This window comes from Cupriavidus sp. MPR-AND1C (assembly GCF_058809705.1).
In genome coordinates, this window is record NZ_JBXASU010000021.1 from 58,344 (window position 1) to 70,116 (window position 11,773).

13 protein-coding genes and 2 pseudogenes are annotated in these 11,773 nt (G+C 66.2%); 11 read left to right on the plus strand and 4 right to left on the minus strand.

What is annotated here, in order from left to right; all coding sequences use genetic code 11:
• The first annotated feature begins 50 nt into the window (after positions 1-50).
• The 5 genes and pseudogenes from AC1RWI_RS14270 to AC1RWI_RS14290 form a co-directional block, all read left to right on the plus strand.
• Positions 51-1,028 carry a Bug family tripartite tricarboxylate transporter substrate binding protein gene (locus AC1RWI_RS14270; protein WP_043347136.1) on the plus strand — a complete coding sequence of 326 codons (978 nt, stop codon included), beginning with the start codon at positions 51-53 and terminating at the stop codon, positions 1,026-1,028.
• Positions 1,025-2,326 (plus strand): sulfatase family protein, encoded by a 1,302-nt coding sequence (locus AC1RWI_RS14275; RefSeq protein ID WP_043347133.1) that lies wholly within the window; start codon positions 1,025-1,027, stop codon positions 2,324-2,326. Before AC1RWI_RS14270 ends, AC1RWI_RS14275 begins: the two co-directional genes overlap by 4 nt.
• A gap of 85 nt (positions 2,327-2,411) precedes the next feature.
• A complete protein-coding gene (locus AC1RWI_RS14280; protein WP_043347130.1) occupies positions 2,412-3,041 on the plus strand; it encodes a glutathione S-transferase family protein in 630 nt (209 codons plus the stop codon).
• A 31-nt stretch (positions 3,042-3,072) separates the two neighbouring features.
• On the plus strand, positions 3,073-3,708 hold the full coding sequence (locus tag AC1RWI_RS14285; RefSeq protein ID WP_043347127.1) for a glutathione S-transferase family protein: 636 nt from the start codon (positions 3,073-3,075) through the stop codon (positions 3,706-3,708).
• Between the two features lie 162 nt (positions 3,709-3,870).
• Positions 3,871-4,197, plus strand: a pseudogene (locus AC1RWI_RS14290) (hypothetical protein); the annotation flags it as partial.
• 14 nt (positions 4,198-4,211) lie between these two features.
• On the opposite strand, the gene AC1RWI_RS14295 reads toward AC1RWI_RS14290, so the two are convergent.
• The gene (locus tag AC1RWI_RS14295) at positions 4,212-5,105 is read right to left on the minus strand and encodes a LysR family transcriptional regulator (protein ID WP_043347121.1); all 894 of its coding nucleotides are present in this window, start codon (positions 5,103-5,105) and stop codon (positions 4,212-4,214) included.
• Positions 5,106-5,267: 162 nt separating this feature from the next.
• On the opposite strand from AC1RWI_RS14295, the gene AC1RWI_RS14300 reads away from it, so the two are divergent.
• Entirely contained in the window at positions 5,268-5,939 is a 672-nt protein-coding gene (locus tag AC1RWI_RS14300; RefSeq protein WP_043347119.1) for a peroxiredoxin-like family protein, read from the plus strand.
• A gap of 62 nt (positions 5,940-6,001) precedes the next feature.
• On the opposite strand, the pseudogene AC1RWI_RS14305 reads toward AC1RWI_RS14300, so the two are convergent.
• The 3 genes and pseudogenes from AC1RWI_RS14305 to AC1RWI_RS14315 all read right to left on the minus strand — a co-directional run.
• Positions 6,002-6,220, minus strand: a pseudogene (locus AC1RWI_RS14305) (dehydratase); the annotation flags it as partial.
• Entirely contained in the window at positions 6,207-6,338 is a 132-nt protein-coding gene (locus AC1RWI_RS14310; RefSeq protein WP_492867074.1) for a hypothetical protein, read from the minus strand. The gene AC1RWI_RS14310 and the pseudogene AC1RWI_RS14305, both read right to left, overlap by 14 nt.
• A gap of 209 nt (positions 6,339-6,547) precedes the next feature.
• A complete protein-coding gene (locus tag AC1RWI_RS14315) occupies positions 6,548-6,922 on the minus strand; it encodes a cupin domain-containing protein (RefSeq protein ID WP_419188885.1) in 375 nt (124 codons plus the stop codon).
• A 465-nt stretch (positions 6,923-7,387) separates the two neighbouring features.
• On the opposite strand from AC1RWI_RS14315, the gene AC1RWI_RS14320 reads away from it, so the two are divergent.
• The 5 genes from AC1RWI_RS14320 to AC1RWI_RS14340 all read left to right on the plus strand — a co-directional run bounded on the left by AC1RWI_RS14320 (position 7,388) and on the right by AC1RWI_RS14340 (position 11,773).
• On the plus strand, positions 7,388-8,395 hold the full coding sequence (locus tag AC1RWI_RS14320) for a sulfate ABC transporter substrate-binding protein (protein WP_492867076.1): 1,008 nt from the start codon (positions 7,388-7,390) through the stop codon (positions 8,393-8,395).
• Positions 8,396-8,462: 67 nt separating this feature from the next.
• Positions 8,463-9,626, plus strand: a complete 1,164-nt coding sequence (gene ssuD, locus AC1RWI_RS14325) for an FMNH2-dependent alkanesulfonate monooxygenase (RefSeq protein WP_492867078.1) — start codon at positions 8,463-8,465, stop codon at positions 9,624-9,626.
• A 9-nt stretch (positions 9,627-9,635) separates the two neighbouring features.
• On the plus strand, positions 9,636-10,445 hold the full coding sequence (ssuC, locus tag AC1RWI_RS14330; RefSeq protein WP_043347110.1) for an aliphatic sulfonate ABC transporter permease SsuC: 810 nt from the start codon (positions 9,636-9,638) through the stop codon (positions 10,443-10,445).
• Between the two features lie 26 nt (positions 10,446-10,471).
• Positions 10,472-11,347, plus strand: coding sequence for an ATP-binding cassette domain-containing protein (locus AC1RWI_RS14335; RefSeq protein WP_492867080.1), 876 nt, complete (start codon positions 10,472-10,474; stop codon positions 11,345-11,347).
• A 210-nt stretch (positions 11,348-11,557) separates the two neighbouring features.
• Complete coding sequence (locus AC1RWI_RS14340) at positions 11,558-11,773, plus strand: TOBE domain-containing protein (RefSeq protein ID WP_017224957.1); 216 nt, start codon at positions 11,558-11,560, stop codon at positions 11,771-11,773.

The window sequence follows — 11,773 nt, forward strand, 5'->3', positions numbered from 1 at the left end:
GCCACGAGGCGCCCCAATGCCAGTGCATGCATAACAACGGAGACCACGCCATGTTCCATCGCCTTGCCGCCCCGCTGCGGGCCGCAACCCTTGCGCTCCTGCTCTGCGCGCCGGGACTCGCCGCGCACGCCCAGGAGCGCTATCCGGCCAAGCCGGTGCGCTTCGTCAACTCGTTCCCGCCGGGTGGCCCGTCCGACCTGCTGGCCCGTTCAGTGGCCGAGGTGCTGCAGGGCGAGCTCAAGCAGGCCTTCGTGGTCGAGAACAAGCCGGGGGCGGGCGGCAACCTGGGCGCGGGGGCGGTGGCCAAGAGCCCGGCCGATGGCTATGCGGTGCTGTTCGGCATCGATACCACTTTTACCGTCAATCCGCATATCTACGGCGCCATGCCGTTCCGGCCTGGCGAGCTCAAGCCCCTGATGATACTGGCCAGTTCGGGGTTGCTGGTAGGCACGTCCCCGTCGTCGGGCATCGCTTCGCTGCCGGACCTGGTCAAACAGGCCAAGGCGAAGCGCCTGAACTTCAGCTCGGGAGGTAGCGGCAGCCCGGGCCACCTGGCCATCGAGGAGTTCCAGCGCGCCACCGGCCTCAAGCTGAACCACGTGCCTTACAAGGGCAGCACGCCGGCGGTGACCGCAGTGGTGGGCAGCGAGGTGGATGGCGGCATCCTGGCCACGCCCAGCATGCTGCCCTTCGTCAAGGCGGGCAAGGTGACGGCGCTGGCGGTGACCAGCCACCAGCGCTCGCGGCTGGCGCCGGGCATTGCTACCGTGGCCGAGCTTGGCATGAAGGAGCTGGAGCATGAGGTACTGTATGTGGCGATGGTGCCGGCGGCCACGCCGGAGCCGGTGGTGCGCGTGCTCGAGCGCGCCATCGCCGACGCGCTCGCGCGGCCCGATGTGCAGGCTCGCATGCAGGCGCTGGACCTACAGCCCGAAGCCATCACCGGCGCGGCCGCCGCGCGGCGGTTGTCGGACCTGTCCGAGCGATATCGTCAACTCATCGTTGCCACCGGCATGAAAGTCGAATGAAACCGAACCTGATCTATATCGTCGCCGACGATCTCGGCTACGCGGACCTGGGCTGCTATGGCGGGCGCGAGCCGGTGTCTCCGGTGCTCGACAGCCTGGCCGCCAACGGCCTGATGCTGACGCAGGGCTATGCCAACTCGCCGGTGTGCTCTCCCACGCGCTTTGCACTGATGACGGCGCGCTACCAGTACCGGCTGCGCGGCGCGGCCGAGGAGCCGATCAACAGCAAAAGCCGTGGCAGCAGCGCGCTGGGCCTGCCGCCAGCGCATCCCACCTTGCCCTCGCTGCTGCGGGCGCAGGGCTATCGCACGGCATTGATCGGCAAATGGCACCTGGGCTTTGCGCCGGCATTCGGCCCGCTGCTGTCGGGCTATCAGGCGTTTTTTGGCCCCATGGCGGGCGGTGTCGATTACTTCACGCATTGCGATTCCAGCGGCCGTCACGATCTGTGGCACAACGACGCGGAACATCAGGAGCCCGGCTACCTGACCGATCTGCTGTCGCGGCGCGCGGTGGATTACGTGACGCGCATGAGCGGGGAGGGCGCGCCGTTTTTCCTGAGCCTGCATTACACCGCGCCGCACTGGCCGTGGGAAACCCGCGACGACGCCGCGCTGGCGCCGCAGGTCAGCAACAACCTGTTCCATCTCGATGGCGGCAACATCCACACCTACCGGCGCATGATCGGCCACATGGACGAGGGCATCGGCTGGCTGGTGCAGGCGCTGCGCCAGCTCGGCCAGCTCGACAACACCCTGATCGTCTTCACCAGCGACAACGGCGGTGAGCGCTTCTCGGACAACTGGCCGCTGGTGGGCGGCAAGATGGACCTGACCGAGGGCGGCATCCGTGTGCCATGGATCGCGCACTGGCCCGCGATGATCGCGCCGGGAGGCACCAGCGCGCAGCACTGCATGACGATGGACTGGTCGGCCACGATGCTGGATGCGGCGGGCGTGCAGGCCGATCCCGGCTACCCGCTGGACGGCGTGTCGCTGATGCCGTTGCTGCGCGATGCGGCGCACCGCTTCCACCGCCCGCTGCACTGGCGCATGAACCACCGCGACCAGCGCGCGCTGCGCGACGGCGACTGGAAGTATCTGCAGGTGGACGGACACGAGTACCTGTTCGATCTCAGCCGCGATGAGCGCGAGCGCGCCAACCTGGCGAAGCGCGAACCCCAGCGGCTGGCGGCGATGCGCGAGGCCTGGCTGGCGTGGAATGCGGGCATGCCGCCGATTCCGGAGGATGCCACGGTCAGCCTGGGGTATTCGGCGGCGGATATGCCGCAGCGGTAACGACCCGGCCGAGGCTCCGGTCCGCACCTTGGTGTATCGTTGAAGATTGCGCGAAACGCGGGACTCTCCAACGGGAATACATCGAATGCTGACGATCTGGGGCCGTGCGAATTCGGTCAATGTGCAAAAGGTACTGTGGGGTTGCGAAGAACTTGGCTTGCCGTTCCAGCGGATCGACGCCGGCATGCAGTTCGGCGGCAACAACGAGCCCCGCTATCTCGCCATGAATCCCAACGGGCGCGTCCCGACGATCATGGATGGCGATTTTGTGCTGTGGGAGTCGAACTCCATCCTGCGCTACCTCGCCATGGAGTATGGCAAGGCAGGTGCGCTGTACCCGGCCGGGCCAAAGGTGCGCGCCAGCGTGGACCGATGGCTGGACTGGTCGCTGTCGACCTTGCAGCCGGCCGAACGGCCGGTCTTCTGGGGCTTTGTGCGTACGCCCGCCGCCGAACGCGATGTGGCTCGCCTGACGGCTGAGGCCGGCGTGGTGGCAGGCCTGTGGCGCATGCTCGATCAGCACCTGGAAGGCCGCGACTATATGGAGGGCGGCGTCTTCACGCTGGCCGACCTGGTGCTGGGCGCCTACGCACGCCGCTGGTTCGGCCTGGATGGCCAGATCGATCGTCCCGCGCTGCCCAATCTCGAACGCTGGTATGCGCAAGTGAGCGAGCGCGCCGGCTTCCGCCAATACGTTGCGGCGCCCTTGAGCTGAGCCTGGATCCCCTCATCACGAACCGATTCCCATGACTATCACCCTGCACACCTGGAATACGCCGAACGGCCGCAAGATCAGTGTCGCGCTCGAGGAAATGGCGCTGCCGTATGCCGTCAAGACCGTCAATATCACCAAGGGCGAGCAACACCAACCGGATTTCCTGCGCATCAGCCCCAACAACCGGATCCCGGCCATCGTCGATGCGGATGGCCCCGATGGGCAGCCGATCAGCGTCTTCGAATCCGGCGCGATCCTGCTTTACCTGGCCGAGAAGACCGGCAAGTTCCTGCCCGCGAGCTTGCGTGACCGTGTGCCGGTGCTGGAGTGGCTGATGTGGCAGATGGGTGGCTTCGGGCCCATGCCGGGCCAGGTGCATCACTTCCGCACGGTCGAGGCGGAGGCCGACCGGCACTATGGGCTCAAGCGCTACTCGGAGGAAACGCGGCGCCTGTACGGCGTGCTGGACCGGCGCCTGGCGCAGGTGGAGTATGTGGCCGGCGACCTGTCGGTGGCGGATTTCGCGATCCTGGGCTGGGCCTGGCGCCACGAGCGCCATCAGGTCTCGCTGGCGCAGTTTCCCAATGTCAGGCGCTGGTACGACGCCCTGTTTGCGCGTCCCGGCGTGCAGCGCGGCTTTGCGGTCAAGCTGGATGACCTGGCTTGACGCCGGCAAATCCGTACAATCTCCATACAAGCGCCGCACTGCCTTCGCACTACCTTTGCACCACCACAGCACAAACCAGACGGCCATTTGATGTGGGTCAAGGACCAGGATGGTGCCGCCCGCTAAGATGATTTCCGTCATGGAGATGCGGGGGCGCTCTTCATGACTTGTCTACCCGTTTCCAGAATACGGAAACTTGGCCCGCGCCACGCAAGTGGGGCGGGCTTTTTCTTGTCGCTTGTCCGCCCGGCGCTATCGGTTCCTAATGGTCCGGCTCGCCCGGTTGTGGGCCAGGTCGTCGCGGACTTCCGCGAGCAGGCGGCGCCGGCCAAGCTCGCCGACGTGCTCGGATTCCGCGCACTGTGGGTGCGCGACGTGCCGCTGAACAGCGCCGACTATCCGGACCCGGTTGGGCATCTCGGTCCCTGCGTGTTCCTTGGCGCGCTGGCTAGCCAGACCGAGCGCATCGTGCTGACGCTGCGGCATCCGTTTTTTTCTCTTCGCTAAGCGATGTCGCGGCGCAGTGCCGCTTCCACGAACGCGACAAAAGCTCTCACCTTCGCGCTGGCCATGCGGCCGGTCGGAAATATCGCCCAGAGGTCGACCGGTGCCAGCGTCCATCCGGCGAGCACCTGCCTGACTTCGCCGCTGGCCAGTTCCGGCGCGAACATCCATTCGGAGCCGATCGCCACACCGATATCCGCGAGCACTGCGGCACGCACGCCCTCGGCGGCCGTGACCCACAAGCGGCCGGACACCTCGACGGATACCTCGGCGCCGTCGCGGCGAAACGCCCAGGCATCGCCGCCGCCCTCGCGGTCGTAGACGATGGCCTCATGCGCGAGCAAGTCGGCGGGCACCTTTGGCTCGCCGGCAGCGGTGAAGTAGCGCGGCGTGCCGACCACGACCCGCTGGCTTTGCGCGATCTTCCTGGCGGTCATGGCCGAATCTCGCAACGCGCCCATGCGCAGGGCGACATCCACTCCATGCTCGAGCAGGTCGATATTGCCATCCTCCAGCAGCACGTCCACCACCAGTTGCGGATGCTCGGCCAGGAAGGCTTTGAGGTGCGGCACGATATGCAGCCGCGCGAAGGTGACGGCCGCGGTCACGCGCAGACGGCCGGAAAGACTGGCGCCCGAGCCCCTGGCCGCATGCTCCGCGGCATCCGCTTCCTCGATCGCGCGCTTGGCGTGCTCGTAGAAATTCTTTCCTGCTTCGGTCGGCGACAGGCCGCGGGTGGACCGCACGAGCAGCCGCACGCCGAGCTGTGCTTCCAGTTGTGCGACCGATTTCGATACGGACGGCTGCCCGACCTTCAGCAGCCGCGCGGCGCCCGAGAAAGAGCCTGCCTCGACGACGGCAACCAGTGTTTCCATGGCAGTCATCCTGTCCACGATGCGCTTCCTCTCATTGGATTGCCGCCGGGTTATGTCCGGAAAGAATGAATCATATTCCCGCGGCTCGCCTACCGGCGGGAAGCAGCTTGACCGAACATGATTCCAGCAACGTGCACCTTCGCATCGAGCAGCTTACTTGGATCAGATGGAGTAGTCAGCATGTCACTGCAGCAAAAACTCGACGCCATCAAGGCGGACTTCAAGGCCGGCAAGGCGCCGTATTTCGCACCGCCGGAAATCCATCCCATCATGGAACGGGCTACGGCTCAATTGATTGCCTCGGGACAAGCAGGCCGCGCGCTGAAGGCGGGGGACACGGCGCCCGTCTTCACGCTGACGGACCCGGAGGGCGCACCGGTTTCCTCGGAGGAGCTACTGGCGCAAGGGCCACTCATCGTCAGCTTCTACCGCGGGGTGTGGTGCCCGTATTGCAATATGGAACTGCAGGCGCTGGAAGAGGCCGTGCCGGTGTTCAGGGAAGCCGGCGCCAGCGTGGTGGCCATTTCGCCGCAGAACGCGGTCAATAGCCGCAAGTCCGTGCGCACCAACAAGCTCAGCTTCCCCATCCTCAGCGACACGCATAACGACGTGGCTGCCGCGTTTGGCTTGCGCTTCGCACTGCCGAACTATCTGGTGGATCTGTACAAGCAACTGAAGAACGACCTGCCGGCCTTCAACGGCGACGCGAGCTGGACGCTGCCGATGCCGGCGCGCTACGTGATCGGGCAGGATGGGACCATCCTGTATGCCGAGGTCAATCCTGACTACACGCACCGGCCGGAGCCTGCCGAGATGTTGCCGGCGCTGCGCCACGCCAAAGGCGGCAGGTAAGGGCGGCACAATCCCGTGTCGGTGTGATGGGTGAGCAAGACCAGCGGAATTGTATCGCCGGGTAGCCACGGCGGCTCAGGGCGCGCGCGGCAGTATTCCACGTCACAGTGCACGGGATGGCTATCGCCGCTGGCGAGCTGGAATACGGCAAACATGGCATCGGTCATGGTGCGGGATGGCAGTACGAAGCGCTCCCCAACGGCGAAATCCTCGAAACACCGCTGTGCGCGCATGCGGTGTCGGCTGGGGTCGAATGCGCTTGCAACGTCAGGTCGGGTCATGCTTCATTGCATCCTCGATATCGGCCGCCCGCGCGACGATCTGCCATTTGGCGATCTCACTGCTCACGTGTGCGTCGCGTGCCTGCGGCGTTGAACCGGACTCGATAACCAGGCCCATCTCGAAGGCTCGCTTGCTCAGGTCGATCGCGGTCTCTGCGTTGCTGGATCTGCTGATGGAAACGGTTCGCGCGCTGATCGCCGATGGACAGTGGCCGGCCCGCGTCAACAGCGCAGGCCGCTGACGGCAATGTCCAGGTTGTGAGCCGGGGCGGCCAGCGTCGATACAGGTTAGTGTGCTGGCCGCCCTGGGATGCCGCTGCGGCGAACTCAGGGTGCCGGCGTGGCCAGCGGCTTGCCCTTCTCGACAACGTACACGCCAATCAGCCGGGTCGGTGTCGTGCCGGAATTGTGGGCGTCATGTACAACTCCTGCGGGCACCACGAACGACTCGCCCACCTTGACGAGGCGAGGTGGCTGCCCCTCGACCAGCAACTCGGCCTGCCCCTCGGCCACATAGCTGATCTCGTCTCCCGGGTGCGTATGCCGTCCGGCATGGATCCCTGGCGCCAGCTCCACGCGCGCCACGACCGCTTCGCGCCCCGGCACGGAAACATCTTCCTTGCCGACAATCGTGCGCGTGAGGCCGCTGTTCTGCGCCAGCACGGCGCCGGAGGCGATCGATAGGCCGACGCCCGCGAGCATCCCCAGAGTTCTGATGTTCATCATCTGTCTTCTCCCGTCATGGTCTTGTTTTGCTGCGTTGGACTACAGAAGGCATGTCCCCTGGAAAGCGAAACACGCCGGTGACGCGTGGAACCGGGCTCAAGCGGGCAGGGCGGCTGCATGCGGCATGCCGCTGAATGTCGGACATGCTAGCAGTTGGCTCGTGAGTTTGCCTCACCTGCATGATGTGTCATTTGATGCGCATTTCGTGGTGGCCGGTGCAAGCGCCTTGCCGCTGCGAGCCGCGCTACCACCCCCTCCGGCATGTTCATATTTCCGTCGAATCTTATGCGGAAAACGTGCAAGGATCGGCGAAACCATTCGTTCCTTTCAGATAGCCCCCTCGGTAGTCTTCATCCCTGACGCAAGCCTTCCCACACAAGGAAGGCCATGAAACGCGGCGCGAATGCGCCATTTCACGACGAGAATACGGGAGCAAGACACATGATTCGCAAGCTGGCCATCGGACTCGCGGCACTGGCCGTCATCGGTTCCACCCAGACCGCCTGGGCCAACACCGCCCTGCTGAACGTTTCGTACGATCCCACGCGGGAGCTGTATGTGGACGTGAATGCCGCCTTTGCCAAGGCCTGGAAGGCCAGGGGCGGCGATGCGCTGACCATCCGCCAGTCGCATGGCGGCTCGGGCAAGCAGGCGCGTTCGGTGATCGATGGGCTGGATGCGGATGTGGTCACGCTGGCGCTGGGCTATGACATCGACGCCATCGCCGAGAAGGGCTTGCTCAAGCCGGACTGGCAAAAGCGCCTGCCGCACAATGCGTCGCCCTATACCTCGACCATCGTGTTCCTGGTGCGCAAGGGCAATCCCAAGGGCATCAAGGACTGGAACGACCTGGTCAAGCCTGGCGTGCAGGTGATCACGCCTAACCCGAAGACCTCGGGTGGCGCGCGCTGGAATTACCTGGCGGCCTGGGGCTACGCGCTGCGCCAGCCGGGCGGCAACGAGCAAAAGGCCAAGGAGTTCGTCGGCCAGTTGCTGAAGAATGTGCCGGTGCTGGATTCCGGCGCCCGCGGCGCCACCACCACCTTTGTCGAGCGCGGCCTGGGCGATGTGCTGATTGCCTGGGAAAACGAGGCCATCCTGGCGATCAAGGAACTGGGCCCGGACAAGTTCGACATCGTCGCGCCGTCAATCTCCATCCTGGCCGAGCCGCCGGTGGCGGTGGTGGACAAGGTGGTGGACAAGAAGGGCACGCGCAAGGTGGCCGAAGCCTACCTGCAGTTCCTGTACACCGACGAGGGCCAGGAAATCGCGGCCAAGAATTACTACCGCCCGATCTCGGAGAAGATTGCCGCCAAGTACGCGAGCAACTTCCCCAAGGTCAAGCTGTTCACCATCGATGAGGCCTTTGGCGGCTGGCAGAAAGCGCAGAAGGCGCACTTCGCCGACGGTGGCTCGTTCGACCAGGTCTACCAGCCTGGCAAGAAGTAGGACATAGCCGGCGGCAGGCGAGGGCCGGACGGCCACGATCCACAAACAGCGCTGAAGAGGCACGGACATGCAGGTCTTCTGGTTTATCCCCACGCACGGCGACAGCCGCTACCTCGGCACCTCCGAAGGGGCGCGCGAGGTCAATATCGATTACCTGAAGCAGATCGCTACCGCGGCCGATACGCTTGGCTACGAAGGCGTGCTGATTCCCACCGGCCGCTCCTGCGAGGATCCGTGGGTGGTGGCCTCCACGCTGGCAGCGGTCACCGCCCGGCTGCGCTTCCTGGTGGCGGTGCGCCCGGGGCTGATGGCGCCCACGCTGGCCGCGCGCATGGCGGCGACATTCGACCGCCTGTCGGGCGCACGCCTGCTGGTGAACCTGGTGACGGGCGGCGACGCGTCAGAGCTGGAGGGCGATGGCCTGTTCCTGGACCATGCCGAGCGCTACGAAGCCAGCGCCGAGTTCATCCGTATCTGGCGTGAAGTGCTGGCCGCCAGCCATGAAAGCGCCGAGCTCGACTATGAGGGCAAGCATCTCAAGGTCAAGGGCGCGAAGGTGTTGTTCCCGCCGCTGCAGCGCCCGCATCCGCCGGTGTACTTTGGTGGCTCCTCGGCTGCCGCGCATGAGCTCGCGGCCGAGCAGGTGGATACCTACCTGACCTGGGGCGAGCCGCCGGCGGAGGTCGCCAGGAAACTCGCCGACGTGCGCCAGCGCGCGGCGCGCCACGGGCGTAGCGTGAAGTTCGGCATCCGCCTGCACGTGATCGTGCGCGAGACCGAGGACGAGGCATGGGCCGCGGCCGACCAGTTGATCAGCAAGCTCGACGATGCGACGGTGGCGCGCGCGCAGGCGGCGATCGGCAAGATGGATTCCGAAGGGCAGCGCCGCATGGCCGCGCTGCATGCCGGTGGCGGCGCACGCAGCCGCGCGGAGCTGGAGATCAGCCCCAACCTGTGGGCCGGCGTGGGCCTGGTGCGCAGCGGCGCGGGCACGGCACTGGTGGGCGACCCGCACATCGTGGCGGCGCGCATCAAGGAGTACGCGGCGCTGGGCATCGATACCTTCGTGCTGTCCGGCTACCCGCATCTGGAGGAAGCCTATCGCTTCGCCGAGCTGGTCTTTCCGCTGCTGCCGCGCTCGGTGCGCGACAAGCTGCATGGCAAGGTGCTGTCCGGCCCTGTCGGCGAAGTCATGGCAACCGGCATCGTGCCGCGCGCGGCGCGCGGGTAGGAGGCAACCATGTCTGCTCCCTTGACCCTGCCCGCGCGCAACCCTGACTGGCTGCGCCATGCCGCTCGCTCGGCCGCGCCCTGGATCGTGCCAGTGCTGCTGGTGGCGGCGTGGCAGCTGGCCTCGCAGCTGGGCTGGCTGTCCAACCGCATCCTGCCGGCGCCGCTCGACGTGGTGAAGGCCGCCTGGGGCCTGTCCGTGACCGGCGAGCTGTGGCGCCACGTGTGGGTCAGTACCTGGCGCGCCGTGCTTGGCTTCACCATCGGCGGTGGCTTCGGGCTAGCGCTGGGCTTGCTGACGGGCACCTTCCGGCCGGCTGCGACCCTGCTCGACAGCACCTTGCAGATGGTGCGCAACATTCCGCCGCTGGCGCTGATCCCGCTGGTGATCCTGTGGTTCGGCATCGACGAGACCGCCAAGCTGTTCCTGGTTTCGCTGGGTGTGTTTTTCCCGATCTACCTGAACACGTACCACGGCATCCGCGCGGTCGACCCCGGGCTGATCGAGATGGCGAAGAGCTATGGACTGTCGGGCTGGCGCCTTTACCGCGAGGTGATCCTGCCGGGCGCCTTGCCCAACATCCTGGTCGGCGTGCGTTTCTCGCTCGGCCTGATGTGGGTGATCCTGATCGTGGCCGAGACCATCTCGGCGCAGTCGGGCATCGGCTACATGACCATGAATGCGCGCGAGTTCCTGCAGACCGATGTCGTGCTGGTGGGCATCCTGCTCTACGCGCTGCTGGGCAAGCTGGCGGATCTGCTGTCACGCGGGCTGGAGCGGTTCTGGCTGCGCTGGCACCCCGGCTACCAGGCGCACTGAGCGCCGCCGGCCAAGGAGAACCCGATATGCAAAGCAACCCGATCGAGCAAGCCGCGCTGGCCGATGTGCCTGCCAGCCAGGATGGCAAAGGCCTCGCGCTGCGCGTGCAGCAGGTGGTGAAGCGCTACGGCGGGCGCGAGGTGCTGCACGGCATCGACCTGCAGGCCGCGCCCGGCGAGTTCCTCGCCATCGTGGGCCGCAGCGGTTGCGGCAAGAGCACCTTGTTGCGGCTGGTGGGCGGCCTGGAAGACAGCGACGGCGGTGGCGTGACGCTGGACGGCGCGCCTGGCAACAAGCAGCGCGAGGCGCTCCGGGTGATGTTCCAGGACGCTCGCCTGCTGCCTTGGAAGACGGTGCTGGACAACGTGGCGCTGGGGCTGCCGCGCGCGCGGCTGGCCGATGCGGCCAGGGTGCTGGGCCAGGTCGGCCTGGCCGAACGCGCGGGCGAGTGGCCGGCGCGCCTGTCGGGCGGCCAGCGCCAGCGTGTGGCACTGGCGCGCGCGCTGGTGCATCACCCGCGCTTGCTGCTGCTGGACGAGCCGCTGGGCGCGCTGGATGCACTGACCCGCATCGAGATGCAGGGCTTGATCGAAGCCTTGTGGCAACGCCTGGGCTTCACGGCGCTGCTGGTCACCCACGATGTATCGGAAGCGGTAGCACTGGCCGACCGCGTGGTGCTGATCGAAGACGGCCGCATCGCGCTGGACCAGAGGGTGGCGCTGCCGCGTCCGCGCCAGCGCGGCTCGGCGGCGTTCGCGCAACTCGAGGACGCGGTGCTGCGCCGGGTGATGCGGCGTGAGGGCACGCCGGCTGCCGATGAGAGCCGGCACGGGCAAGCATTGTTGCCCGCGGTGGACTGGTCGGTGGCGCGCACGTTCGATTCAGTGCGCTGGGCAATCTAGGGCGTTGGCCGCGGCGCAAGCACGCCAGGCTAGCAGCAAACAAGTATGAAACATAGGCCGCGCGGCCAGCCTCGAGCGAAGCCGGCGCAACCCGCGCAAGCGGTGGCAGCCATAGGTGAGAGTGCAACGTCACTCACCCGCGCGGGGGCCATCCGCTGAACCAGGGTTTTACGCATTTCTCATTTTCACTCACGCAAAGGAACTTCTATCATGAGCATTCAGGCGATCAACGTACGTAACCAGTTCCGCGGCAAGGTTGCCGCCATCATCGAAGGCCCTGTGGTCTCGGAGGTCGACGTCGAGACGCCGGCCGGCATCGTCACCTCGGTCATCACCACCCGCTCGGTCAAGGATCTCGGCCTTGCCATCGGCAGCGAAGTCGTTGCCCTGGTCAAGGCTACCGAGGTATCCCTGGCCAAGCTTTGA

Excerpts from the sequence above, each read along its gene's own strand:
- AC1RWI_RS14275 (WP_043347133.1), top strand. The coding sequence starts at position 1,025 with ATGAAACCGAACCTGATCTATATCGTCGCCGACGATCTCGGCTACGCG.
- AC1RWI_RS14285 (WP_043347127.1), top strand. The coding sequence starts at position 3,073 with ATGACTATCACCCTGCACACCTGGAATACGCCGAACGGCCGCAAGATC.
- AC1RWI_RS14310 (WP_492867074.1), bottom strand. The coding sequence starts at position 6,338 with ATGGGCCTGGTTATCGAGTCCGGTTCAACGCCGCAGGCACGCGACGCA.
- AC1RWI_RS14320 (WP_492867076.1), top strand. The coding sequence starts at position 7,388 with ATGATTCGCAAGCTGGCCATCGGACTCGCGGCACTGGCCGTCATCGGT.
- AC1RWI_RS14300 (WP_043347119.1), top strand. The coding sequence starts at position 5,268 with ATGTCACTGCAGCAAAAACTCGACGCCATCAAGGCGGACTTCAAGGCC.
- AC1RWI_RS14280 (WP_043347130.1), top strand. The coding sequence starts at position 2,412 with ATGCTGACGATCTGGGGCCGTGCGAATTCGGTCAATGTGCAAAAGGTA.
- AC1RWI_RS14270 (WP_043347136.1), top strand. The coding sequence starts at position 51 with ATGTTCCATCGCCTTGCCGCCCCGCTGCGGGCCGCAACCCTTGCGCTC.
- ssuC (WP_043347110.1), top strand. The coding sequence starts at position 9,636 with ATGTCTGCTCCCTTGACCCTGCCCGCGCGCAACCCTGACTGGCTGCGC.
- AC1RWI_RS14335 (WP_492867080.1), top strand. The coding sequence starts at position 10,472 with ATGCAAAGCAACCCGATCGAGCAAGCCGCGCTGGCCGATGTGCCTGCC.
- AC1RWI_RS14315 (WP_419188885.1), bottom strand. The coding sequence starts at position 6,922 with ATGCTCGCGGGCGTCGGCCTATCGATCGCCTCCGGCGCCGTGCTGGCG.
- ssuD (WP_492867078.1), top strand. The coding sequence starts at position 8,463 with ATGCAGGTCTTCTGGTTTATCCCCACGCACGGCGACAGCCGCTACCTC.
- AC1RWI_RS14340 (WP_017224957.1), top strand. The coding sequence starts at position 11,558 with ATGAGCATTCAGGCGATCAACGTACGTAACCAGTTCCGCGGCAAGGTT.